We start from the raw sequence: 22,199 nt of genomic DNA, 5'->3' as shown, positions 1-22,199 counted from the left end.
TGTTCACTGGGCTCCTCCGCGGGTCATGGTGTCGGACTTGTCGAACTCATGCCCTTCGATTTCATTGCGGATCTCGGCGGCGATGGGGTCCAGCTTCCGGTTGGAGTAGCTCACGTACCATGCGGTGATGCCGAACGTGGTGACGAATTGGAGCAGGCCCAGGATCAGGCCGACGTTGATGTTGCCCCAGACCTTGATGGACATGAAGCCCACCGCATAGTCGGCCAGCAGGACGTAGGCGAAATACCACAGCAGGAACGCTGCTGCCATGGGGAAGACGAAGCTCCTGTGCCGTTTCCTCAGTGTCTTGAACCGTTCCGTTTGCTGGACTTCCTGGAAGTCCACGGACGCCGCTGCGTCCTGGGGTTGGGCTTCGTTACCCATGGGTTCCTCCTGGTTGTGGTGTGTCCACATCGGCATCGTCTGCGTTACCAGCTCCCGCACGCCAATGTGACTTCACTCACTATCGAACGCCGTCCGAGGCTGGTTCCAGCACCCAGGACCAAGCCGTCGCTCAACGGTCCCGCTGCTGCGCCGAACGGCGGGAGACAGGACGCCGGCGCCGTCCTTTGGCCTGATTGGCTACGCTAGGCTCCATGCCCGATTCCCCGCTCTTCACCGCGGCCGCACTTGCCGTGATCGTGCTGGCCGTCGCCGTGGTGGTGGGCGTTGGCCTGAAGGTGGTGCGCTCCTTCCGTGACCTGGGAACCGATGCCGAGCGCGCCACGTACAACACCCTCCATGCAGCATCGCGGGCAGGACAGCACCTCCGCGGCGGGTTGACGGAAACGGGGGCCGCCAAGGCCAGCAAACAGTTGCGGACCCTCCTGGCCTGTGATGCGCTGGCCATCACGGACACCGGGTCGGTGCTGGCGTGGGACGGGGTGGCTGAGGACCTGAAGCCCCTCCTGATGGGACTTGCCACCGGCGTCCTCAACAGCGGGCGAACGGCGGTTGTCCCGCACGCGGCGAACACCCCTGGAAGCTACAGCGCCGTCATCGCCCCGATTCGTGCCGGTTCGAGTGTTGTAGGTTCTGTCGCGGCGTTGGCACCGGCAGTCGGCGCCGGCCTGGTCCGGGCCACCAGCGAGGTGGCGGACTGGATCGGCACGCAGCTTGAACTGGCGGAGCTGGAGTCCTCCCGCACCCTCCTCATGGAGGCAGAGGTCCGTGCCTTGCGTGCCCAGATCAGTCCCCACTTCATCTACAACTCGCTGAACGCCATCGCGTCCTTCATCAACACCGATCCCGCCCGCGCCCGGGAACTCGTGGTGGAGTTCGCCGACTTCACCCGCTACTCGTTCCGACGCCACGGAGACTTCACCACGGTGGCCGAGGAGCTGCGGTGCATCGATCGCTACCTGCTCCTGGAGCGGGCACGCTTCGGTGAACGGGTCCAGGTCAGCTTGCGGGTGGCCCCCGAAGTCCTGAGCACTGTCATACCGTTCCTCAGCCTGCAGCCACTCGTGGAGAACGCCGTCCGGCACGGCCTCGAGGCCAAGGAAGGACCGGGCCACATCATCATTTGCGCCAACGATTCGGGGGCTTTCGCCGAGGTCACCATCGAGGACGACGGCGTGGGGATGGATCCGGAGCACTTGCGGTCCGTCCTCGCCGGGCACATTGACGGGGACCATGTGGGACTCCGGAACGTCGATGCCCGGCTCCGGCAGGTCTATGGCGACCAGCACGGTTTGGTGATCGAAACCGCCCCCGGCGAGGGCACGCTGATCACCATGCGGGTGCCCAAGTCCCAGCCGGGCCATGACGCGTGAGGCTAGTCTTTAAGCATGATCAACGTGCTCGTCGCTGATGACGAACTGCCCGCCGTGGAGGAGTTGGCCTTCCTGTTGGGGCGTGACGGCCGAATTGGCGCCATCCACCGGGCATCGTCCGGTGCCGAGGCCCTCCGTACCCTTGAGAACGAGTCCGTTGACGCTGTGTTCCTCGACATCCATATGCCCGCTTTGTCAGGCCTGGATATCGCCCGCGCCATTTCCCGCAGCAGCAACCCGCCCGCCGTCGTTTTTGTCACCGCAGACGAAGACTGTGCCCTGGAGGCTTTCGACCTCGCTGCGATCGACTACCTGCTCAAGCCTCTTCGGGCGGAGCGCCTGGCCCGTTCCGTGGACCGGATCAGCGAGCTCATCAAGGATGGCGCCCCCGCCCCTGAGATGATCACGGTGGACCTCGGCAGCACCACCCGGATGATCCGCCGGGACGACGTCAGCTACGTCCAGGCCCAGGGTGATTACGCCCGGCTCCACACGGCCGAGGCGAGTTACCTGATCCGTGTGCCGCTCAGCGACCTCGAACAGCAGTGGGCCGAGGCAGGCTTCATCCGCATCCACCGCAGCTACCTGATCGCCCTCAACCACGTGGGACACCTGAAGCTCTCGGCGACCGGTCCCAGTGTCACAGTGGCGGGCGCCGAGCTGCCCATCAGCAGGCGGCACCTGCCCGCCGTCCGTGACAAGCTGCAGGCCACTCGCCCCCGGCCGCAAGGATGACGCGCGTTCGGGTCACGGCGCCACGGCAGGCGGCCAGGACGGCCCCCGGAAAGCCCCTGGATGCCGGAGAGGACTCCGATGCCGGTCAGGTCTTCATCCGTTCCCTGGTCCGTTCACAACTGCGCCTGGCCCTGGTGGTGGGCTGCGGCTTCCTGCTGATCCTGGCCGCCTTTGCCACCTTGCTGGTGTACGGACCCGGAGTTGCCGAGACCCGCGTGTTCGGGATCCCCCTCGACTGGCTCCTGCTGGGGGCAGGCATCTACCCGGTGATCGGCCTCAGTGCCTGGCTGTTTACCCGGGCGGCCGCACGGAACGAGGCCCGGTACCGCGACCTCGTGGAGGACAAGTGAATCCGGTGGTTGGCTTGACCGCCTTCGTCGCCGTTTCGCTCGCGACGGCGGCCATCGGCTTCTATGGGCTGCGCGTCTCCCGCACCACGGGAGACTTCTATGTTGCCTCCCGCACGGTGCGGCCGTGGTGGAACGCTTCTGCCATCGGTGGCGAGTACTTGTCCGCCGCGAGCTTCCTGGGAGTGGCCGGACTCATCCTGTTGTCCGGGACGGATGCCCTCTGGTTTCCCGTGGGCTACACCGCCGGCTATCTGATGCTCCTGCTCTTTGTCGCCGCTCCCCTGCGGCGCTCGGGCGCCTACACCATCCCCGACTTCACCGAGTCCCGCCTCGATTCGAAAGCCGTCCGGCGGGTCACCAGCCTGGTGGTGGTGGCCGTCGGCTGGCTGTACATCGTTCCGCAACTGCACGGCGCCGCCCTCGCCATCCGCATCACCACCGGACTGCCGTCGTGGGTAGGTTCGACGGCGGTGGTGCTGGTGGTGTGCCTCACGGTCGTGGCAGGCGGCATGCGGTCCATCACGTTCGTCCAGGCTTTCCAATACTGGTTGAAGCTGACTGCCCTGGCGGTTCCCGTGGTTTTCGTCCTGCTGGTGCTCGCGGGCAACGGTACCCCGCCGGAGGCGCCGTTGCCCGCCAATCCAACCGGCCAGGCTGCCGCAAGCGGATACCAGAACATTTCGTTGATGGTGGCCCTGCTGTTCGGCACCCTGGGTCTCCCCCATGTCCTGGTGCGCTTCTACACCAATCCGGATGGGCAGTCCGCCCGGCGCACCACCCTGATCGTGCTTGGACTGCTCTCTGTTTTCTATCTCTTCCCCACGCTGGCGGGGGCCGTGGGCCGCGTGTTTGCCCCGGACCTTGCCCGGGCCGGGCAGTCGGACGCCCTGGTGCTGCTGCTTCCAGGAAGGCTGGTGGGCGGTCCCGCGGGCGACCTCTTGTCCGCCCTGGTGGTGGCAGGGGCTTTCGCCGCCTTCCTTTCCACCACCTCCGGACTGGTTGTCTCGCTGTCCGGAGTCATCAGCCAGGACCTTTTTGGAGGCAGCGTCCGCGGTTTCCGCCTCGCAGCGCTGCTGGCCGCCGTCGTTCCCTTGGGTTTTGCCCTCATGACGGACACCTTGGCACTGGCCGGAAGCGTAGGCCTGGTGTTCGCGTTTACGGCCTCAACCATCTGCCCCGTCCTGCTCCTGGGGATCTGGTGGCGCGGACTCACCGATACCGGAGCCATAGCCGGCATGGTGACCGGTGGGCTGCTGTGTGGCGGAGCCATGGTGGCCGGCACCGCACTGGGTGCGGCAGCGGCTCCAGCCTGGCTGGCCCAACCTGCCGCGTGGACCGTCCCGGCCGCCTTCGCTGCAACCATCGGAGTCTCCTTGGCCACCAAGGGCAGAATCCCGTCGTCAGTGAACCGCGTGATGACCCGGCTCCACGTCCCCGAACGGCCCGTGGCCACGGAACGCCCCTGACCGGCACCCGTTGTCCGCGGACCGCACAAGGTGGAGAATGTGGCCATGTCCCAACAGCCGGGACCGGCCGAAACCGAACCGCCCGCCGCCCAGCCGCCGTCCTCGCCCAGTATCAGGGCCCAACTGCTGGCCACGGAACACTGGAGCCTGCTGGCTTCCCGAAGCACCACCCAGGGCGAAGTCCTCACCCGCATCAGCATGTTCCTCACCTTCACCTCGGCGAGCCTGCTCAGTGTTGCCTTGGTGGGTAACGCCACCCAGTTCTCGGACGCCTTCCGGGCCTTCGCGCTGACCATCCTCAGCATCGATGTGCTGGTGGGACTGCTCACCCATGTCCGCGTCATGAGCGTCGGCATGGAAGACCTGATGTATGTCATCGCCATGAACAGGCTTCGGGCGGCCTATGTGGACCTGGAACCCGGCATCGCCCCGTACCTGATGGCCGCCTACACCGACGACGAAGCAGGCGCCCGGCGCTCGTATTACTTCCTGGGGGCGCGCAGGGACTTCACGCAGGTTGCCGGAAGCAGCATGGTGTTCATGGGCACGGTCAATGCCGCCCTCATCGGACTGCTGGTGGGGTCTGCACTGCTGATTGCCGGGGTGGCCATGCCCTTGGCTGTTGGAACAGCCATTGTTGCGGCCTTGGCGTTCTTTGCCACGTCACTGTTGCGTGGAAAGCGTCGGTACGACGAGGTCTGGCGGAACAACCCGCCGATCGCGCCAGGTCGACGGGTTTAGTCGATGGCGGCCATCAGCTCGACCACGCGGTCCAGGAAAGCATCCACCTGGGCCTCCTCGTAGCCGGCATCGCCCTTGGCTGCGCGGAACACGGCACGGCGGACGGTATCCACGCTGAGCGCTTGGTCGTTTTCCAAATACCCGATGAGCTGCACGCACAGGGCGTCGACGTCCTGGACGTTGTAGCTGCGGACCTTCTTGCGGGCGGGCCGCCGGAAGCGTTCACCGTCCGGCCGGTGCAGGCGGCCCCGGAGCACCCCGGAGAGCTTGCCGATCTGGCGCAGCCAGGCTTCCTCGCCCTGTTGGTTGATCAGGTCATCGCGTTCCCTGCGCGCAAAGGCATCTTCAAGACGGTCCAAAGCGGCATCAACACTGTGGGCGTCATAGCCGCCCTTGACGGGATCGAACGCTACATCGCGTACATCGCTGCTGGCCACGGGCTCCGCAGCTCCAACAGGATTCTCGAACGAATTGCGGGCGCGGTTCAGGAAGGCGTCCACCTGCTTGGCGTTGTAGCCGTACTTGCTCCGCTCCACGCGGTCGAACGTTGCGGGAATCTGGCGTCGAATATCCAAAGCCATCAATTATCCTTCGTTGGGTTGTCAGACGCCGCTGAGCAGCGCGAACAGAACATAGGCCACGGGGGCGGCGAACACGATCGAATCCAGGCGGTCCATCACGCCGCCGTGTCCCGGGAGGATGCTGCTCATATCCTTGACGCCGAGTTCGCGCTTGACCATGGACTCCGCGAGGTCGCCGGCCGTGGCAGCGGCAACCATACCGATGGCCAGCACCAAACCAACCCACCACGGCTTGTCCAGGATGAAGAGGCACGCCAGCACGCCAATCACCATGGCACCACCAACAGAACCGGCGAAGCCCTCCCAGGATTTCTTGGGGCTGATCTTTGGCGCCATGGGGTGCTTCCCGAACGACGCTCCCACGATGTAACCGAAGGTGTCATTGGCTACGACGAGCAACAGCATGGTGGCGATCTGCCAGGCCCCGCCGGGAATGCCCTCGGGCCAGAATCCCACCGGTGTGGCGCCGCCGCTTGAATGCAGGGGCAAAGCCGCGAAGCTGATGAGGAACGGCACCCACGCAAGAGTGAAGACTCCCGCGAAGACACTGCGCGGCGCACCGGCGGCGCTTTCGATGGACCGCCACAGGAGCACGGCCACGCAGCTCGCCACCATGGTGAAAAGCAGGCCTTCGAGACCACCAAAGAACGCCGAAACAGGCAACGCGAGGGTACCTGCCATCACCGGAACCACGGGCATGCGGGTGCCTTGGGCTTCAAGTGCCCGGAAAACCTCCCACACACCCATCACCGCGAATGCCGTCACCAGGAGGACAAAGCCGAGGGGCAGGAACAGCAGTCCCCCCAGAACGGCGATGAGCATGGCAAGTCCGACGCCGATGGCGGCCGGCAGGTTGCGGCCCGCCTTCGGCGTGGGGTTCCCGCGCGGACGCCTGGCGTCCTTGCGGGTTTCGCGTGTCGGGGCCCGCTCAGCGGGCGCCGGCTCTGCCTGGTTCATCAGACCTCGAGCAGCTCGGCTTCCTTGCGCTTGAGCAGCTCGTCGATGCTGTCGACGTGCTGCTTGGTGAGGGCGTCCAGTTCCTTCTCGGCACGTGCGCCCTCGTCCTCGCCGGCTTCGCCGTCCTTGACGAGCTTGTCCAGGGAGTCCTTGGCCTTGCGACGGATGCTGCGGACGGAGACCTTGGCGTCTTCACCCTTGCCCTTGACGATCTTCACGTACTCCTTGCGGCGCTCCTGGGTGAGCTCCGGGATGGTCACGCGGATGACGTTGCCGTCGTTGGACGGGTTGGCCCCGACCTCGGAATCGCTCAGGGCTTTCTCGATATCGCGCAGGGCGGACTTGTCGTAAGGGGTGATCAGGATGGTGCGGGCATCCGGCACCGCGAAGGAAGCCAGCTGCTGCAGCGGAGTGGGCGTGCCGTAGTATTCCACGATCACCTTGTTGTAGAGCCCGGGGTTGGCCCGGCCCGTACGGATCGAGGCGAAATCCTCCTTGGCTACCTCAACCGCCTTGTCCATCTTTTCGCCGGCTTCGAGCAAGGTTTCTTCGATCACGGGGTCTCTCTCCTCAAATAGTCGCTGCCCGGCTTCGGGCGGCCATGCACAGTAAAGTTCCGCCACCAAGGGCGGATGGTCCTGGAAATATCCTAGCCGCTGCTACGGAGTAACCAGCGTTCCCAGCGTTTCTCCGCGGATGGCGCGGGTAACGTTGCCCTCGCCTTCCATGCCGAACACCACCATGGAGAGCTTGTTGTCCTTGCACATGGTCATGGCAGTCTGGTCCATCACGCGGATGTCGCGGCGCAGGGCGTCGTCATAGCTGAGGACGTCGAGCTTCTCGGCGGCCGGGTCCTTCTTCGGGTCTGCGGTGTAGACGCCATCCACACCGCTCTTGGCCATCAGGACCACGTCGGCGTGTACCTCGAGGGCACGCTGCGCGGCAACGGTGTCCGTGGAGAAGTACGGCAGGCCTGCGCCGGCACCGAAGATGACCACGCGGCCCTTTTCCATGTGGCGGATGGCACGGCGGGGAATGTAGGCCTCTGCCACCTGGCCCATGGTGATGGCGCTTTGGACGCGGGTCTCGACGCCGGCCTGCTCCAGGAAGTCCTGAAGGGCAAGGCAGTTCATGACCGTACCGAGCATGCCCATGTAGTCGGCACGGGAACGGTCCATCCCGCTCTGCGAGAGTTCAGCGCCACGGAAGAAGTTGCCTCCGCCCACCACGATTGCTACTTCGACGTCGGAAACGGCGGCGGCGATCTGCTTGGCAATGGCACGTACGGTTTCGGGATCGACGCCGAGCTTGCCTCCGCCGATGACCTCGCCGGAAAGCTTCAGAAGCACACGGCGGCGGGTCTTCTCGGGCTGGATTGCAGTGTTGTCGGTTTCCATGGTGCCTTCCCGTTGGTGGACTTTGGCTAGATTACAGTGCTGTGGGTCCGTACAGGTACTTACCCGGACGGGTGCATGAAAAAGGGGCGGCCACCGAAGTGACCACCCCTTTTCATGACTTGCTAGTTTCCGACGCGGAAACGGGTTACTGCGGTTGCCTTGACGCCGGCCTCTTCGAGGACCTGTGCGACGGTCTTCTTGGAGTCCTTGGCGAATGCCTGGTCCAGGAGTACTTCACCCTTGTAGAAGCCGGTCACGCGGCCTTCGACGATCTTGGTGAGGGCTGCTTCCGGCTTGCCTTCGGCCTTGGCGGTCTCTTCGGCGATGCGGCGCTCGGACTCGACGAGCTCGGCCGGAACGTCCTCGCGGGTGAGGTAGTTCGGAGCCATGGCTGCAACGTGGACAGCGACGTCGTGTGCGGCGGTGGCAGCGGCTTCGCCTTCACCGTCAACAGCAAACAGAACGCCGACCTGTGCCGGGAGGTCCTTGGAGGTCTTGTGCAGGTAAGCGTCAACCGTGGTGCCCTCGATGCGGGAGATACGGCGGACAACAACCTTTTCGCCGAGGACTGCGCCCTCTTCGATAACGACGTCGGCAAGCTTCTTGCCGTCGACCTCGGTGGCGAGCAGGGTTTCGAGGTCGGCAGCGCCGGACTCGACTGCTACGTTGAGGACCTTGTCAGCCAACTGGATGAACTTGTCAGCCTTGGCGACGAAGTCGGTCTCGCAGTTGACCTCGATCATTACGCCCACGCCGCCGGTGACCTTGGCAGCAACCAGGCCCTCCGCGGTGGAGCGGCCTTCACGCTTGGTAGCGCCCTTGAGGCCCTTGATGCGGATGATTTCGATGGCCTTCTCGGCGTCACCGTTGGCCTCGTCAAGAGCCTTCTTGACGTCCATCATGCCGGCGCCGGTGCGCTCACGCAGGGCCTTGATGTCAGCAGCAGTGTAGTTCGCCATGTGAACCCCTCTGTGTAGAAATTTTTGTGTTTACGTACTGACAGGACGGCAACCCACCCCGTGGGCCGCCATCCTGTCAGTTGCCCCCGATGCGGTGGCCCGCCTCAGGGAAGGTCCAGATTTACTTGGCTTCGGCTTCGCCGGCTGCAGCCTCAGGAGCCTCGGCTGCTTCAGGAGCTTCGGCTGCTTCAGCGGCCGCTGCTTCTGCCTTGCTGCCTTCGAGGAGCTCGCGCTCCCACTCCGCCAGCGGCTCTTCCGGAGCTTCGGTGGTGCCGGTAGCGCGCTGGTTGCGGGCGATGAGGCCCTCGGCAACGGCGTCGGCAACAACGCGGGTGAGCAGGTTGACGGAGCGGATGGCGTCGTCGTTGCCCGGGATCGGGAAGTCGACCTCGTCCGGATCGCAGTTGGTGTCCAGGATGGCAACAACCGGGATGTTCAGCTTCTTGGCTTCGTCGACAGCCAGGTGTTCCTTCTTGGTGTCAACAACCCACAGAACGGAAGGAGCCTTGGTCAGGTTGCGGATACCACCGAGGTTGGACTCAAGCTTGGTGAGTTCGCGCTTGAGGAGCAGGAGCTCCTTCTTGGTGTAACCGGAGCCGGCGACGTCCTCGAAGTTGATCTCTTCGAGTTCCTTCATGCGCTGGATACGCTTGGCGACGGTCTGGAAGTTGGTGAGCATACCGCCCAACCAACGCTGGTTGACGTACGGCTGGCCAACGCGGGTAGCCTGCTCGGCAATTGCTTCCTGAGCCTGCTTCTTGGTGCCAACGAACAGGACGGTGCCGCCGTGGGCGACAGTAGCCTTGACGAACTCGTAGGCGCGGTCGATGTAGGACAGCGACTGCTGGAGGTCAATGATGTAGATGCCGTTGCGCTCCGTGAAGATGAAGCGCTTCATCTTCGGGTTCCAACGACGGGTCTGGTGTCCAAAGTGGACGCCGCTGTCAAGCAGCTGGCGCATGGTTACGACGGGCATGCCGACGCTCCTTCCGGCAGGTCATTCATGAGAGAGCCCATAGGGCTGCTCTTACCCTGCCAATAGTTGACGGTTGTTCAGCCGCTGCCCGGACGGGCACGGCTCCTGGTATCCATTGCACTTCCCATCCGGCATGGTTCATGGCCGGACCGCAGGAGGCACAATCCTCCGCAGCCTGAAGCCACAAGGCTTCGCTGGTGGAGGGCTGGATACGCGTAGTCAGCCTGAGTCCCCCGCACATCTGAATGAGACATGCTCCTGAACAAGCTTGAGGGCACAGCAAACTGCTCCACTTAGTGTACTACAGCGGACCCACTCTTTTGACCGGCCATCGAGGCCGCTTGTCCACATAGGGCGCCGCTCAGATGGCTCCACGCCCCGGTGTGCGGAAGCCTTGGGGAATGGCCATCACCAAGCTCATTCCACTGGTCCTTGCCGCCCTGCTGGCCGGCCCCATCGATGCTCCGATCCCGGCTCCGGCACAGCAACAGTGGGCGTGGCCGCTCGCCCCCAAACCATCCGTCCGGCGGACGTTTGACCCGCCGGACAAGCCATGGCTGAGTGGCCACCGGGGTGTGGACCTGGGAGCAAAGCACGACGCCGGTTTGGTCACCACCGCACTGGAGGTCACCTCGCCGGCGGATGGCACCGTCACGTTCGCGGGAGTGGTGGTGGACCGGCCCGTCCTCACCATTGACCACGGCGGCGGGCTCCGCAGCAGCTTCGAACCGGTGACCAGCGAACTGAAGCCCGGGGACCATGTAGCCAAGGGCGATGCCGTCGGCACCGTGGCCGCCGCGCCAGGATCAGGCCATTGCCCCGGCACATGCCTGCACTGGGGTGTCCGCCGCGGCGAGGAGTACATCAACCCCCTGGGATTGGTTCAGGACCTCCGGCCTTCCATCCTCCTGCCACTGGACTGAATTCCTCAGACGATGGCCGAGACTCCCGTGATGGCCCGGCCGGTCACCAGGGTGTTGATCTCGTGCGTGCCTTCATACGAGTAGATGGCCTCCGCGTCTGCGAACACCTTGGCCATGCCGTAGTCCGTGACAATGCCGTTGCCACCAAGGATGCTCCTGCCCAACGCGACGCTTTCGCGCATGCGGGCAGTGGTAAAGGCCTTTGCCAGCGCGGACTGTTCATCCCGGGCCACACCGGCGTCTTCCAGCTGGGCCAACCGCACCATCATGCCCATGGATGCCACCGCGTTGCCCAGGATCTGGACCAGCTGGTCCTGGATCAATTGGAAGGCTGCCAAGGGACGGCCGAACTGCTGGCGCTCCACGGCGTAGCTGCGGGCAATGTCGAACGCCGCAAGCTGCAGCCCCACAGCTTGCCACGCAACGGCCAGGCGCGTGACCTTGAGGACCTTGTTGGTGTCGCGGAAGCTGTTGGCATGGGCAAGCTTGAAGAACTCCGGGACCACTACATTGTCCAGCGTGATGTCGGCATTCTGGACGGTGCGCAGCGAAATCTTGTTCTCGATCTTGCTGGCGGAGAAACCCGGAAGGGATGTGTCCACCAGGAAGGCCTTGACCTGGTTGTCCTCCACATCCTTGGCGTAGATGACCACCCAATCAGAGAACGTGGCGTTACCGATCCAGCGCTTGGCGCCGTTGAGTACCCAGGTGTCCCCCTCGCGCCGGGCGGTGGTCCGCGTACCACCGGCCACATCGGATCCGCCGAGCGGCTCGGTCAGGCCGAAAGCGCCGATCTTCTTCAGCGCATAAATGTCCGGCAGCCAGGCAGCCTTCTGCTCCTCGGAAGCCAGGGCTTCTATGGAGCCCGTGAACAGGCCATCGTGGACGCCCATGAAGGTAGCGATCGACGCATCTGCCCTCGTGACTTCCGCATGGAGGATGCCGGCAAAGAGGTTTGAATAGCCTTGCCTGCGGACCGGGCTCACGAGGTCGAGCTCGGCGAGTTTGGGGATCAGTTCCATGGGGAATTCCGCGCGGTTCCAGCAGTCCACCGCCACGGGCTTGACCTCCCGTGCAAGGAATTCGCGGACTTCTGCCAGACGGTCCTGCTCCTTGCCGGTCAGCAGTTGCTCGAACGCATAGAAGTCGCCATCGGCATACGGGAGGGTGGAGGGATCGAAGGCGGGGTTGGGCATGTTCTCTCCTTCAGGGAGTGGTCCGCGATGACCACAGCAGGGCAGTAGAAGTTACCGATGAGTATATGTTACTGACCAGTAACATACCGCATTGGCCCATTCCCCGCAACGCAGAAGACCCCGGACAGCAAAGGAGCCGCGGCCGACGTCTAACGTCAACCACGGCTCCCGTGAGGTAGGGCTACTCGGACTTGAACCGAGGACCTTAGGATTATGAGTCCCGCGCTCTAACCAGCTGAGCTATAGCCCCGTGGATGCCCGGGAAACCGCCGCAAAGCAACTGTTCCGGGCAAAGCACTCCAGCAATTCTAATAGCTGTGAAGGAGTGCTTTGGTCACACCACCTTGTCCTCGTACGTGGCCCCGCGGTACAGGTCCTCGAACGTCTGCAAGGTGCCGTTGATGCTGTGTGGCTCAACCATTTCGCGGCTGACTTTACCCATGGCCTGCAACTGGTCCTCCGGCAGTTCCACGAGCTTGGCGATCTTGGCGGCCAACTCGGTGCTGTCGTTCGGCGTGAACAAGTACCCGTTCTCGCCGTCACGGACCAGGTGCGGCAGGGCCATGGCATCGGCCAGGAGCACAGGCGTGGAGGCGGACATTGCCTCGAGCGTTACGAGGGATTGCAGTTCAGCCGTGCCGGGCATGCAGAAGATGTCGGCCTTGATGTAGGCCTCGCGCAGGTCTTCGTCGCTCGCGAGCCCCAGGAACTTCACCCGCTCACCCAGTCCAAGCCTTGCGACCTGGGCTTCGAGGGCAGGACGGACTTCACCGCCGCCAACGATCTCCAGGTGGACGTTGAGTTCGCGCGGAGTCTTTGCGATGGCGTCGATCAATACGTCCACGTGTTTCTCTTCGGCGAGCCGTCCGGCGAAGAGAACGGTGGGGTTGGCATGCCGCTCAATGGTTTCCCCAGGTTGGAGTTCGTAGGCCGCGGAGTCGATGCCGTTGGAAAGCGGCAGGACCTTGCGGAGGAAGGCGTGCTGGTGCATGGCCTTCGCCGCCAAGGGCGTGGGCGTGGTGACCACCTGGGCCTGGCCCATGACCTTGCCCATGTCCTTCCAGGAGATCCGGCCGACGATGTTCTTGAACCACTGCGGGAAGGGAAGGAACGGGTTCAGGTTCTCCGGCATGAAGTGGTTGGTGGCTACGATCCGGATGCCGCGCTTCACGGCCTCGTACAGGACGTGCTCGCCGATCATGTAGTGGCTCTGGATGTGCACCACGTCCGGCTGGACCTTGTCGAAGAGGAGGCTGATTTCCTTCTTGATCTCCCACGGAAAGCAGATCCGGAAGTACTCGTGCGTGGGGACGCTGTGCGAACGGAGACGGTGGACGGTGGCCTCGTCACGGAATTCCGTGAAGCTCTTGCCCTTGTCCTGCCGGCAGGCCAGCACGTGCACGTTGTGACCGCGCGCCGTCATTCCCTTGGCCAGGCGGTAGCCGAACTGTGCGGCGCCGTTGACGTGCGGCGGGTAGGTATCCGCCGCGATCAGGATGGTAAGGGGTTTGTTGGTGTCGGGAATGGTCACGATGGAGAACTCCTGATGGTCACGGTGCGGACAGCATGAGTGGTGGCAATGCTGCGGTGTCGCCGGTTTGCCGGTCCGCCGAGGCGGTGGCGCAAGGTACTGCACTCCCCTAGGCCTTCCGGTGTGGTCCCTTCGCGTCCTTCTTGCGCTTGGTGACTTCCGGGTGGTGGCGGCTCAGGGCAATAACCCCCACGATAGCAAGGACAGCCGCCGCAGCCATGGCGATTGCCATGACGGCGTGGACATCGGGACGAAGCTCACCCAGGATGACGATGCCGATCGCAATGCCCACCATGGGGTCGATCACAGTCAGTCCGGCGATGACCAGGTCGGGTGGACCGCTGGAGTAGGCGCTCTGCACGAACCACGAGCCCAGGCCACCGGCCGCGGCGATGGCAATCAGGGTGTACCACTGGACGTTGAGCAGGAACAGTCCGTTGGGATCCAGCAAATGCTTGCCGATGATGCGGGTCAGGACGGCGACGAAACCGAACAAAACGCCCGCGCCGAGAATGTAGACGAAGGCACTCATACGGTGTTTGAAGAGGACAGCGAGTGTACCGAAGACCCCAACCGCCAGGGCCAACAGTAAGACGATCGTCAGTTCATCGTCGCCGCTGACGTGGTGGTTTTCCTGCGTCACAAACACAGCCAGCAACACAAACAAGGCCGAGCCCGTGACGCACGCGCTGATAGCTACCACGGTGGCTCGGTTGATGCTGAGCCCTTGGTCCTTGGCGTTGACCACCGTGGTGATGACCAAGGCGATGGCGCCGATCGGCTGGACCACCGTCAACGGTGCAGAAACCAGGGCGATCGCGTTCGAGGCCATGCCCAGGCACAACAGCAGGAGCCCGAACATCCAGCGCGGATTGCGAAGCAGTCGGAGGAAGCCGTTGGAGCTCAGCGCCAGGCCTCCGGTATCGGCCTTGACCGCGCTGCCTTGGCGCTGGGCGCCGACGGCGAGGAAGAATGCGCCAAGCACCGCAAGGAAAACCGCAAGCCACACCATCAGCCGCGTCCGCCGTCGTCGTTCTGCAGTTCCTTGCCTTTCCGCAGGATGGCCCAGAAGTAGTTGTAGGCGGCGATCCAGTGGCCTATCAGTCCGAGGCTGAGGAACGTCCAGGCGGCAACGAAGTACACGTCCGTGAAAGGCAACGGCAGCTTGGACAGCACCAGCAACGGGGTCCCCAACAGCAGCAGGGCCGTGCGGATCTTGCCGACCACGCTGACGGGCAGGTCCGGGTGGTTCCGGAAGTAGATCAGTGAAGCTATGGCCAGGACTGCGTCCGGAACTACCAGCGCGGCCAGGTACCACCACTGCACGACGCCGGCAATCGCCAGGGTGACCGCCACCGCGATGAGGGCCGCACGGTCCGCCATGGGATCCAGGATCCGGCCAAGTTTGGACGTCTGGTCGAAGCGCCGGGCAATGTAGCCGTCAACCCAGTCCGTGCTGCCCATGACCACCAGGACCAGGACGGCGAAACCGTACTCTTTCTGGGCAAGGACCAACCAGACGAAGAGCGGGACGCCCATGAAACGCAAAACGGTCAGGACATTGGGAACCGTGAAAATGAGGTCGTGATCCACTTGGGGACGGTCAGGGCGTGATCCAGCACCGATCAGCCTCATCATGTCCCCCTTCCCCTCGTTTTCAGTGTGTGCGGTGCGTCAGAGTGCTATTTCTTCAGCAACTTGCGCAACGCGAACACAAAAACGGCTGCGGCTGCCCCGAAGGCTGCCAGGTCCTTCCAACGGGCCTTGAGGCGCCCAGCGAGGTCCTCGGGGACGGATTCGCTGACGCCGGCGAACCTGGCGGCGGCGAACTCCCGTCCCTGCTGAAGCTTTTGGTTGGCGCTGTCCACAAGGGCCTGGCCCTGCTTCTTGACGTCCAACTGCTCACCAAGTTCATCGCGGACACCCGTGAGGTGCTCACGGCGCTTGTCCAACCGGCGGCGCAGCTCGGCCTCCGTGGGTGCCTTGACCGCATCGGCTTCCTTGGCAGCTTCCTTGGCTGCTTTCTCTGCCTTGGCCTTTTCAGCCGCAGCCTGTTTCGCGGCCTTTGCCGCCTTGGCTGCAGGCGAGTTGGGATCAAGGATGGATTCGTCGAAGGCCGAACCTTCCTTGGCGATGCCAAGATCATGCTTGATGCCGCGGATGGTGTCCTCGGGAACCAACGGCATGGCCTTCTTGAACTTGGCGACCCCGATCAAGGCACCGAGTGCCACGATCAACAGGAAAACAGCGGAAACGATCAAAGCGGCCAACCAGCCGGGCATGATGGTTGCCAGGCCGAGGATGGCGGCCACCACCAGGGCGATGACCAAAAGTGCCAGGAATACCAGTGCGACGCCGAAGAAGGCACCGGCGATACCAACCTGCGTCGCCTTGCGCTTGAGCTCGACTTTGGCCAGCGCAATCTCGTCGTTGAGTTGCCGTGGAGCCAACCGCGCAACAAGCTTGAGGGTTTTCGGCAAAGTACGGATGGCCGGACCTCTACCTGTCCGGCTGGTGTGACGTCCACTCATGGGTTCCGCCTAACTGCTTCCTCTGGGCTTCGTGATGGGCAAACGCGGCTGAAAAGCAGGCCACGGGCACCTGACCTCAAAACTATCATTCAGGTTCCTGCTCACCTTCCGCGTGCCAGTGCGCGGCGCGCCCCTGCAGGGCTAAAAAATCTGATGTTTCGGCCATAGGATAGATGATCGTGACGAACCCCATAGCCCCGGGCGATTCCCTGAGCCGACGCGAAAAACTTGTCTACATACTTCTTCTGGGCGCGCTCACAGCGTTGGGCCCTTTTACGGTGGACCTCTACCTCCCGGCATTCCCGGCACTTGAGGACAGTTTTGGCGTGTCGGCGGCGGCGATCCAGCTCACACTGACGGGCACGACTGTCGGTTTCGGCCTGGGCCAGCTGGTAGTTGGACCGTTCAGCGATAAGTTCGGCCGACGCCTGCCGTTGATCCTGGCCACGGCTGTGCACATCGGATCCTCTCTTGGTGCCGCCTTGTCCACCGACATCGGGCTGCTTTCGCTGTTCCGCGTGCTCATGGGCATCGGCGCTGCGGGCGGCGGCGTGGTGGCGATGGCCATGGTGCGCGACTTGTTCCACGGCTATGCGATGGTCCGGATGTTCTCCCGGATGTCACTGGTCAACGGCCTTGCCCCAATCCTGGCACCGATCATCGGCTCGCAACTACTGCTGGTATTCCCCTGGCCCGGCATCTTCTACTTCCTTGCCTGCTACGGCACGCTGGTAATCCTTGCCTCCATCTTCTTCATCAAGGAAACCCTCCCCGCGGACCAGCGGGGGAAGTCCGATGCCACGGTGGGACAGCGGTACAAAACTGTCCTGACTGATCGAGTCTTCGTGGGCATGCTCATGGTGGGAAGCCTGAACTTCGGCGGCTTGTTTGCCTACCTCTCGGCATCGACGTTCCTGTTCCAGGACATCTACGATTTCTCCCCGCAGGAATACGGCATCCTCTTCGGAGTCAACTCACTGGGCATCGTTGCCGGTGTACAGATCAGCTCCCGGCTGATCAAGCGGGTTGCGCCGCAGTGGATCGTCGCCGGCGCCACGGTCTTCCTCCTGCTGATGGCCGTCCTCATCATCGTCCTGGACCTCCTGCACGTTGGCCTGTGGGGCATCCTCATTCCGTTGTGGTTCTATATCTGTGCCACGGGCTTCATGTTCCCTTGCGTCCAGGTGTTGTCGCTGGCAAACCACGGCGCCCGCGCCGGAACCGCAGCATCCTTGCTGGGCGCCTCGCAATTCACCATGGCAGGCATCGTTCCGCCGGTGGTGGGCTGGCTTGGCGTGAGCTCGGCCGTCCCCATGGGTGCGGTCCAGGCAGTGTGCATTGCCGGAGCGATCGCCGCGCTGTGGCTGGTGGTCCGGCCGCGTACCGTGCCGTCAATCCATTGACACTGCAGCCCTCCATCTGCTGACAGGACCGACGACCTGGCCATGACTGTCACCACCGCCCCGTAGGCTGGGACCATGACGAAAAAACCGCACCGCAACGGCCGGGGACTGTTCCTCGGTGCCCTGCTTGGCGCCGTCGTCGGGGCGCTCTTGGGCCGGCTGGCCGGTAGCGCGCTCTTCGGCGCAATCCTCGGCGCGGTGATCGGGTCGGCCCTTCTGTATCGCGTCAACCCCGGCCCCTGGAACCGGGAGTAGCCGGACCTCCCCATCCGGGCGCCGGCAAGGCAGAATGGTGGCCAGCCGGGGATACCCGTGCAACACCTGTGAAGGGGACATCACATGAGTGCGGCTGTGGGCTTGAGGGGTACGGTACGTGGCGCGGCTGCCTTGCGAAGGTTGCCGCTGACGCTGGGACTCATCGCGGTCCTGTGGATCATCGGGGCAGCAACGGGAAGCGTGCTGGCCGGGCCAAGCGAGCCACTCCTGGAGCAGGTGGGCCTGGGTCTGGCCGTGGAACCGGGACCGTGGTGGTCCATCTTCACGTCCGGATTCTTCGCTTCCTCCCTGCTGGACTACTTGGCCTGCACCGCGATGATCCTGGTTGGCGTGGGAATCGCCGAACGCACCATGGGACCATGGCTGGCGCTGGCCGCTTTCGTGGCAGGAACCGCAATCAGCGCCTTGGTGGTGGTTGTCCTGGTGGAGTTCGGAACGGACAACAGCGACCAGTGGCTCAGCTTCCTGGGCGGCGAATACGTCGTGGGTGCCTACGGTGGAGCGGCGGCGGCCCTGGGATGCTCGACGGCGGCACTTGAGGCGCTTTGGCGGCGGCGCCTCAGGACGTGGTTGCTTGCCGCCACGCTGATGTTCGCCTTGTTTGTTGGCGTGGCCCAAACGCTTCAGGCCTTGGCTGGTGCCGTGATCGGCATCCTGGCAGGTTGGGGCATCCAGTCCCTCGTCCTGCGGCGCAAGGCAGGCTCCTTCCATTCCTCGAGCCTCCGCGAAACCCGGTTCCTGGTAGGTACCGTGGTTGGCGTCTTCGCGTTGGGGCCGCTGCTGACCCAGGTGACGGGAACGTTGGACGTGGGGCCGCTCTCCGTCGTGTCCCAGGTGATGTTGCAGGCCAGTCCCACTATGGACGAAGTCCAGGAAGCCTGCGACAACGACAAGAGCTGCGTCACCCTGCAAAGCGTGGTGGGCGTCCAGAGCTTCGGGGCCACCATCCTCACCGTGATCCCTGTATTGCTGCTCCTGGTGTGTGCGGAAGGGCTCCGAAGGGGACGCCGGCTGGCCTACAGGCTCACGCTGGCCATCCAGCTGTACCTGGCCGCCGTGACGACGTTCACCATCGTCCAATACGCCACCGACCCGGAAGTGACGCTGGGCAGCGATGACGTGGGATTCCTGCTCCTTTACGCTGTGCCGGCCATCCTGGCACCGCTCATCATCGCTTTCCTCCTGCTCGGCCACCGCCACAAGTTCCGCGTCGAATCAAGCGACGCGGGCTACCGGGTCCTGGGCAGGACCACGTTGGCCATGGCCGGCGCAGCGGTGATCCTCTACGCGGCCGCCTGGTTCCTTGAAGGCAACCCGGACCGTTCCAGCCCCTGGGACCTGCTGGGCCAGTTGACGCACATCCTGGTCCCTTTCCCGGTCCCGTTTGTTACCGAGCTCCCCCAGGGGCTTTTCAGCACCGTCCTGTACGGCCTTGGAGGGGACATCATCTGGCTGTGTATTTTGCTGTTGGTGCTGAACAACTTCCAGCGGTTCAGGACGCTCGCTACGGATCCGGCCGCGGACCTGGGGCATGCCCGCGAACTCATTCACGACGGCGGCAACTCGCTTTCGTGGATGGCGCTCTGGGACAACAACCAGTACTGGTTCACGCCCGACCGCAAAGCAGGCTTGGCCTACCAGGTCCACAACGGCGTGGCCCTCACGGTCGCGGGCCCCTTCGGGGCCAGGGAACACCATTCCGGCGCGGCCACCGGGTTCCTCGCCCATTGTGCAACCCAGGGCCTCACGCCCTGCTTCTATTCGGCCACCGACGAGCTGGACGCAGCGCTCATGCCCCGGGACTTCCGCAAGCTGGAGGTGGCCGAAGAGACGCTGCTGAACGTACAGACCATGACGTTCAAGGGCAAAGAGTGGCAGAACGTCCGGACAGCATTGAACCGGGCGGAGAAGCTCTCCATCAAAGACCAGTGGCACCACTACCACCTCATGCCTCCCGGCATCCGCGCGCAGCTTGCGGAGATCTCCGAAGAGTGGGTCGCTGACAAGGCCCTCCCCGAGATGGGCTTCACCCTGGGTGGCCTCGATGAGCTGAAGGATCCCGAGGTGCTCTGCTGCGTGGCCGTGGACGACGACGGCCTGGTGCACGGCGTCACCAGCTGGTTGCCGGTCTTCAGCGATGGCGTGGTGACCGGCTGGACCCTGGACTTCATGCGGCGCCGTACCACGGGATTCAAGGGCGTCATGGAGTTCCTGATCGCATCGGCTGTGACCCACTTCAAGGAAGATGTCCCGCAGATTTCCTTGTCCGGCTCGCCCCTTTCCAACACGGGCTCCGCACCGGACGACGGCGACCACAGTGCACTGGACCGCGTCTTGGCGCTGCTGGGCAATGCCCTGGAACCGATGTACGGCTTCAAGTCCCTCGCGGCCTTCAAATCGCGGTTCCAGCCTGAGCACCGCACCCTGTACATGTACTACCGGGATCCCCTGTCCCTGCCGGCCATCGGATTGGCTGTGGGCTCCGCCTACCTCCCCGGCCTGTCCCCTGCCCAAAGCGCCGGATTGCTCCGCCAGATGGTAGCCCGGGAGGCGGCGGCATGAGCGAGGGACGGACGCGGCCGCAATGAACGACATCCTGAAAATCGAGATCACCGGCCCCGTGGTCATGACCATCGCCGTGGTGGTTGGCGTGGGCACGTTCCTGCTCCTCTTCCTCCGGCCCTCCTCGCGCTGGGCCATGACGGCGGTGCTGGGCATCTCCGTGGCTGCCTTGGTGGGCTGGTTGACGGTGTGGCTCGTGGAGGACGTCATGGACGTGTTCCACGTGGGCCTCACTCCCAGGGTGTGGTTCTGGGTCATCACGGGTTTCGCGGCCCTGGGGCTGGCTATTGTCACTTTCCGCCACAGTCCCCGGTGGCGGAAGGTTGCGGCAGCCATCTCCATTCCCGTCTTCCTGCTGGTCACAGCCCTGGGCGTCAATACCGAGTTCGGGCTGAACAACACCCTGGGTTCGGCATTGGGCATTCCTACGGAGGATCCCATCCAACTGTCCAAACCCAACCCCGACGACCCCATCCCCACGGGCCCGCTCTGGCAGAGTTGGAAACCGCCGGCCAACATGCCTTCCCAGGGCAAGGTGGGAACCCAGGTCATTCCGGCTACGGCATCCGGGTTCAACGCCCGCCCTGCCGGAATCTACCTGCCTCCTGCGGCCCTGACGGAGAATCCGCCCAAGCTCCCGCTCTATGTGCTCATGATGGGCCAACCGGGGCTGCCGGACCCGCAGTACGTGGCGGCGGCGTTGGATGATTTCGCTGCGAAGAACAACGGGCTCGCACCGATCGTGATCGTGGCCGACCAGATCGGCCCGGACCAGGACGACACCCTCTGCCTCGACACTGCCACCTACGGCAACGTGGAGAAATACATCAACGTGGACGTGGTGAACTGGGCCAAGGAAAACCTGAACATCCTTCCGGACCGGGACCACTGGACCATTGCCGGTTACTCCAACGGCGGGCAATGCGCCATTTCCTTCGCGGTGAAGTATCCAAAAATGTGGGGCAACGTGGTGGACATCTCAGGTGAAGAATTTCCCGGCGCCGAGGACACGGCCGGCAACCTTGCGGAGATCTTCCACGGCGACCAGGCCGCCTACGACGCCCAAAAACCCATCAACATCATGAAGGGCAAGCAGTTCCCGGACACCACTGCGGTTTTCACGGCCGGCTCGGACGACGTTGTGTACGTTGCCGCTGCCAAGGCCGTCTCTGCCGCGGCGAAGGCCTCCGGGATGACGGTGACGTACTACGAGGTGCCCAACGGCGGACACGTTGGCATCGCCTTGAATGCCGGGCTGGTCAAGGGCTTCGAGGTCCTCTACCCGCGCCTGGGATTGTCCCGCTAAGCGAAGTCCGCCCCTGTTGTGAGGGGTGCCCCGGACGATAAAGTTGAGGTGTGCCACATTGGCAAGAGCTGCAGCCGCTACCGGCACCATGGCAGCGTCGGGATGAGCGCATCCTGCCGCTGTGGTGGGACCGCCTGTGCTCCGTGACAAGTCCCCAATCAGCGGCCCTCTACGCCGCCGGCCTGTTCACCGACGATCGCCGCCGCCCCATCGCCCAGTGGTTCAATCCCGAGGCCGATGCTGCGCTGCTGGTGGCTCCCGAGACATCACCGGAATGGCCGGTCCAGCGGTTCGGTATTTTCTATGCGCCACCGGGTGGAGGCTTCACGCGCGTCTACTCTGCGCCCCACGAGTGGCACCCACGGGAGCCAAGGACTCCGCCAACGGAGCAGGAGGCTTTCCTTGCCGCGGTGGCCGAGGCCTCGCGCTTCCTCCAAGTGGAAATGGACTTCGTCTAGGCAAAAAATGAACCCCGCACCGGCGTGTAGCCGGTACGGGGTCCGTGCGCTCCTCCGACTGGACTTGAACCAGTAA

Annotated in this window: 23 protein-coding genes and 1 tRNA gene; 11 read left to right on the top strand and 13 right to left on the bottom strand. The window is 63.9% G+C overall.

Annotated elements, in window-relative coordinates:
- Nucleotides 1-3: 3 nt before the first annotated feature.
- Entirely contained in the window at nucleotides 4-384 is a 381-nt protein-coding gene (locus tag ACIQTZ_RS10275; RefSeq protein WP_402980100.1) for a DUF485 domain-containing protein, read from the bottom strand.
- Nucleotides 385-596: 212 nt separating this feature from the next.
- On the opposite strand from ACIQTZ_RS10275, the gene ACIQTZ_RS10270 reads away from it, so the two are divergent.
- From ACIQTZ_RS10270 to ACIQTZ_RS10250, 5 genes are read left to right on the top strand one after another with little or no spacing between them, the layout of a single operon-like run.
- Nucleotides 597-1,775, top strand: coding sequence for a sensor histidine kinase (locus ACIQTZ_RS10270; RefSeq protein WP_402980097.1), 1,179 nt, complete (start codon nucleotides 597-599; stop codon nucleotides 1,773-1,775).
- 15 nt (nucleotides 1,776-1,790) lie between these two features.
- Nucleotides 1,791-2,510: a LytR/AlgR family response regulator transcription factor gene (locus ACIQTZ_RS10265; protein WP_402980094.1), complete on the top strand. Its 720-nt coding sequence runs from the start codon at nucleotides 1,791-1,793 to the stop codon at nucleotides 2,508-2,510.
- The gene (locus ACIQTZ_RS10260; RefSeq protein ID WP_402980091.1) at nucleotides 2,507-2,860 is read left to right on the top strand and encodes a hypothetical protein; all 354 of its coding nucleotides are present in this window, start codon (nucleotides 2,507-2,509) and stop codon (nucleotides 2,858-2,860) included. The genes ACIQTZ_RS10265 and ACIQTZ_RS10260 overlap by 4 nt, the downstream gene beginning before the upstream one ends.
- Complete coding sequence (locus tag ACIQTZ_RS10255; RefSeq protein WP_402980088.1) at nucleotides 2,857-4,326, top strand: cation acetate symporter; 1,470 nt, start codon at nucleotides 2,857-2,859, stop codon at nucleotides 4,324-4,326. The genes ACIQTZ_RS10260 and ACIQTZ_RS10255 overlap by 4 nt, the downstream gene beginning before the upstream one ends.
- 45 nt (nucleotides 4,327-4,371) lie before the next feature.
- Nucleotides 4,372-5,067 carry a hypothetical protein gene (locus tag ACIQTZ_RS10250; RefSeq protein WP_400331305.1) on the top strand — a complete coding sequence of 232 codons (696 nt, stop codon included), beginning with the start codon at nucleotides 4,372-4,374 and terminating at the stop codon, nucleotides 5,065-5,067.
- Here ACIQTZ_RS10250 and ACIQTZ_RS10245 read toward each other — a convergent pair.
- The 6 genes from ACIQTZ_RS10245 to rpsB form a co-directional block, all read right to left on the bottom strand.
- Complete coding sequence (locus tag ACIQTZ_RS10245) at nucleotides 5,064-5,648, bottom strand: DivIVA domain-containing protein (RefSeq protein WP_400331302.1); 585 nt, start codon at nucleotides 5,646-5,648, stop codon at nucleotides 5,064-5,066. The genes ACIQTZ_RS10250 and ACIQTZ_RS10245 overlap by 4 nt on opposite strands.
- A gap of 21 nt (nucleotides 5,649-5,669) precedes the next feature.
- Nucleotides 5,670-6,605, bottom strand: coding sequence for a phosphatidate cytidylyltransferase (locus ACIQTZ_RS10240; protein ID WP_400331299.1), 936 nt, complete (start codon nucleotides 6,603-6,605; stop codon nucleotides 5,670-5,672).
- Nucleotides 6,605-7,162, bottom strand: a complete 558-nt coding sequence (gene frr / locus ACIQTZ_RS10235) for a ribosome recycling factor (protein WP_397323913.1) — start codon at nucleotides 7,160-7,162, stop codon at nucleotides 6,605-6,607. The genes ACIQTZ_RS10240 and frr overlap by 1 nt, the downstream gene beginning before the upstream one ends.
- A gap of 102 nt (nucleotides 7,163-7,264) precedes the next feature.
- Nucleotides 7,265-8,002, bottom strand: coding sequence for a UMP kinase (pyrH, locus tag ACIQTZ_RS10230; protein ID WP_397323912.1), 738 nt, complete (start codon nucleotides 8,000-8,002; stop codon nucleotides 7,265-7,267).
- 122 nt (nucleotides 8,003-8,124) lie between these two features.
- Nucleotides 8,125-8,961 (bottom strand): translation elongation factor Ts, encoded by an 837-nt coding sequence (tsf, locus tag ACIQTZ_RS10225; RefSeq protein ID WP_400271383.1) that lies wholly within the window; start codon nucleotides 8,959-8,961, stop codon nucleotides 8,125-8,127.
- A 121-nt stretch (nucleotides 8,962-9,082) separates the two neighbouring features.
- A complete protein-coding gene (rpsB, locus tag ACIQTZ_RS10220) occupies nucleotides 9,083-9,937 on the bottom strand; it encodes a 30S ribosomal protein S2 (RefSeq protein ID WP_400331295.1) in 855 nt (284 codons plus the stop codon).
- Nucleotides 9,938-10,338: 401 nt separating this feature from the next.
- Here rpsB and ACIQTZ_RS10215 point away from each other — a divergent pair, with 401 nt between their 5' ends.
- Nucleotides 10,339-10,860 (top strand): M23 family metallopeptidase, encoded by a 522-nt coding sequence (locus ACIQTZ_RS10215; RefSeq protein WP_402944010.1) that lies wholly within the window; start codon nucleotides 10,339-10,341, stop codon nucleotides 10,858-10,860.
- A gap of 5 nt (nucleotides 10,861-10,865) precedes the next feature.
- Here ACIQTZ_RS10215 and ACIQTZ_RS10210 read toward each other — a convergent pair whose 3' ends face one another.
- From ACIQTZ_RS10210 to ACIQTZ_RS10185, 6 genes are all read right to left on the bottom strand, one after another.
- Complete coding sequence (locus ACIQTZ_RS10210; protein WP_400331290.1) at nucleotides 10,866-12,056, bottom strand: acyl-CoA dehydrogenase family protein; 1,191 nt, start codon at nucleotides 12,054-12,056, stop codon at nucleotides 10,866-10,868.
- A 176-nt stretch (nucleotides 12,057-12,232) separates the two neighbouring features.
- Nucleotides 12,233-12,306 (bottom strand) — tRNA-Ile (locus ACIQTZ_RS10205).
- Between the two features lie 84 nt (nucleotides 12,307-12,390).
- Nucleotides 12,391-13,587, bottom strand: coding sequence for a glycosyltransferase (locus tag ACIQTZ_RS10200; RefSeq protein WP_402980085.1), 1,197 nt, complete (start codon nucleotides 13,585-13,587; stop codon nucleotides 12,391-12,393).
- A 109-nt stretch (nucleotides 13,588-13,696) separates the two neighbouring features.
- Entirely contained in the window at nucleotides 13,697-14,599 is a 903-nt protein-coding gene (locus ACIQTZ_RS10195; RefSeq protein ID WP_400331284.1) for a DMT family transporter, read from the bottom strand.
- Nucleotides 14,599-15,222 (bottom strand): CDP-alcohol phosphatidyltransferase family protein, encoded by a 624-nt coding sequence (locus ACIQTZ_RS10190; protein ID WP_402944369.1) that lies wholly within the window; start codon nucleotides 15,220-15,222, stop codon nucleotides 14,599-14,601. Before ACIQTZ_RS10190 ends, ACIQTZ_RS10195 begins: the two co-directional genes overlap by 1 nt.
- 47 nt (nucleotides 15,223-15,269) lie before the next feature.
- The gene (locus ACIQTZ_RS10185) at nucleotides 15,270-16,118 is read right to left on the bottom strand and encodes a phage holin family protein (RefSeq protein WP_402980082.1); all 849 of its coding nucleotides are present in this window, start codon (nucleotides 16,116-16,118) and stop codon (nucleotides 15,270-15,272) included.
- A gap of 173 nt (nucleotides 16,119-16,291) precedes the next feature.
- Between ACIQTZ_RS10185 and ACIQTZ_RS10180 the strand changes: the two genes are divergently transcribed.
- The 5 genes from ACIQTZ_RS10180 (at nucleotide 16,292) to ACIQTZ_RS10160 (ending at nucleotide 22,123) form a co-directional block, all read left to right on the top strand.
- Nucleotides 16,292-17,521, top strand: coding sequence for a multidrug effflux MFS transporter (locus tag ACIQTZ_RS10180; RefSeq protein ID WP_400331280.1), 1,230 nt, complete (start codon nucleotides 16,292-16,294; stop codon nucleotides 17,519-17,521).
- Between the two features lie 75 nt (nucleotides 17,522-17,596).
- Nucleotides 17,597-17,776, top strand: a complete 180-nt coding sequence (locus tag ACIQTZ_RS10175; protein ID WP_402980079.1) for a hypothetical protein — start codon at nucleotides 17,597-17,599, stop codon at nucleotides 17,774-17,776.
- An 84-nt stretch (nucleotides 17,777-17,860) separates the two neighbouring features.
- On the top strand, nucleotides 17,861-20,359 hold the full coding sequence (locus ACIQTZ_RS10170; RefSeq protein WP_402980076.1) for a phosphatidylglycerol lysyltransferase domain-containing protein: 2,499 nt from the start codon (nucleotides 17,861-17,863) through the stop codon (nucleotides 20,357-20,359).
- 22 nt (nucleotides 20,360-20,381) lie between these two features.
- A complete protein-coding gene (locus ACIQTZ_RS10165) occupies nucleotides 20,382-21,665 on the top strand; it encodes an alpha/beta hydrolase (RefSeq protein WP_402980073.1) in 1,284 nt (427 codons plus the stop codon).
- 50 nt (nucleotides 21,666-21,715) lie between these two features.
- The gene (locus tag ACIQTZ_RS10160; protein WP_387433762.1) at nucleotides 21,716-22,123 is read left to right on the top strand and encodes a hypothetical protein; all 408 of its coding nucleotides are present in this window, start codon (nucleotides 21,716-21,718) and stop codon (nucleotides 22,121-22,123) included.
- Nucleotides 22,124-22,199: the final 76 nt, after the last annotated feature.

Source organism: Paenarthrobacter sp. NPDC090520, from assembly GCF_044769205.1.
Taxonomy (GTDB): Bacteria; Actinomycetota; Actinomycetes; order Actinomycetales; family Micrococcaceae; genus Arthrobacter.
This window is presented reverse-complemented; position numbering and strand designations above follow the sequence as displayed.

Excerpts from the sequence above, each read along its gene's own strand:
- ACIQTZ_RS10275 (WP_402980100.1), bottom strand. The coding sequence starts at position 384 with ATGGGTAACGAAGCCCAACCCCAGGACGCAGCGGCGTCCGTGGACTTC.
- ACIQTZ_RS10270 (WP_402980097.1), top strand. The coding sequence starts at position 597 with ATGCCCGATTCCCCGCTCTTCACCGCGGCCGCACTTGCCGTGATCGTG.
- ACIQTZ_RS10265 (WP_402980094.1), top strand. The coding sequence starts at position 1,791 with ATGATCAACGTGCTCGTCGCTGATGACGAACTGCCCGCCGTGGAGGAG.
- ACIQTZ_RS10260 (WP_402980091.1), top strand. The coding sequence starts at position 2,507 with ATGACGCGCGTTCGGGTCACGGCGCCACGGCAGGCGGCCAGGACGGCC.
- ACIQTZ_RS10250 (WP_400331305.1), top strand. The coding sequence starts at position 4,372 with ATGTCCCAACAGCCGGGACCGGCCGAAACCGAACCGCCCGCCGCCCAG.
- ACIQTZ_RS10245 (WP_400331302.1), bottom strand. The coding sequence starts at position 5,648 with ATGGCTTTGGATATTCGACGCCAGATTCCCGCAACGTTCGACCGCGTG.
- ACIQTZ_RS10240 (WP_400331299.1), bottom strand. The coding sequence starts at position 6,605 with ATGAACCAGGCAGAGCCGGCGCCCGCTGAGCGGGCCCCGACACGCGAA.
- pyrH (WP_397323912.1), bottom strand. The coding sequence starts at position 8,002 with ATGGAAACCGACAACACTGCAATCCAGCCCGAGAAGACCCGCCGCCGT.
- tsf (WP_400271383.1), bottom strand. The coding sequence starts at position 8,961 with ATGGCGAACTACACTGCTGCTGACATCAAGGCCCTGCGTGAGCGCACC.
- rpsB (WP_400331295.1), bottom strand. The coding sequence starts at position 9,937 with ATGCCCGTCGTAACCATGCGCCAGCTGCTTGACAGCGGCGTCCACTTT.
- ACIQTZ_RS10215 (WP_402944010.1), top strand. The coding sequence starts at position 10,339 with ATGGCCATCACCAAGCTCATTCCACTGGTCCTTGCCGCCCTGCTGGCC.
- ACIQTZ_RS10210 (WP_400331290.1), bottom strand. The coding sequence starts at position 12,056 with ATGCCCAACCCCGCCTTCGATCCCTCCACCCTCCCGTATGCCGATGGC.
- ACIQTZ_RS10195 (WP_400331284.1), bottom strand. The coding sequence starts at position 14,599 with ATGGTGTGGCTTGCGGTTTTCCTTGCGGTGCTTGGCGCATTCTTCCTC.
- ACIQTZ_RS10190 (WP_402944369.1), bottom strand. The coding sequence starts at position 15,222 with ATGAGGCTGATCGGTGCTGGATCACGCCCTGACCGTCCCCAAGTGGAT.
- ACIQTZ_RS10185 (WP_402980082.1), bottom strand. The coding sequence starts at position 16,118 with ATGAGTGGACGTCACACCAGCCGGACAGGTAGAGGTCCGGCCATCCGT.
- ACIQTZ_RS10180 (WP_400331280.1), top strand. The coding sequence starts at position 16,292 with ATGATCGTGACGAACCCCATAGCCCCGGGCGATTCCCTGAGCCGACGC.
- ACIQTZ_RS10175 (WP_402980079.1), top strand. The coding sequence starts at position 17,597 with ATGACGAAAAAACCGCACCGCAACGGCCGGGGACTGTTCCTCGGTGCC.
- ACIQTZ_RS10170 (WP_402980076.1), top strand. The coding sequence starts at position 17,861 with ATGAGTGCGGCTGTGGGCTTGAGGGGTACGGTACGTGGCGCGGCTGCC.
- ACIQTZ_RS10165 (WP_402980073.1), top strand. The coding sequence starts at position 20,382 with ATGAACGACATCCTGAAAATCGAGATCACCGGCCCCGTGGTCATGACC.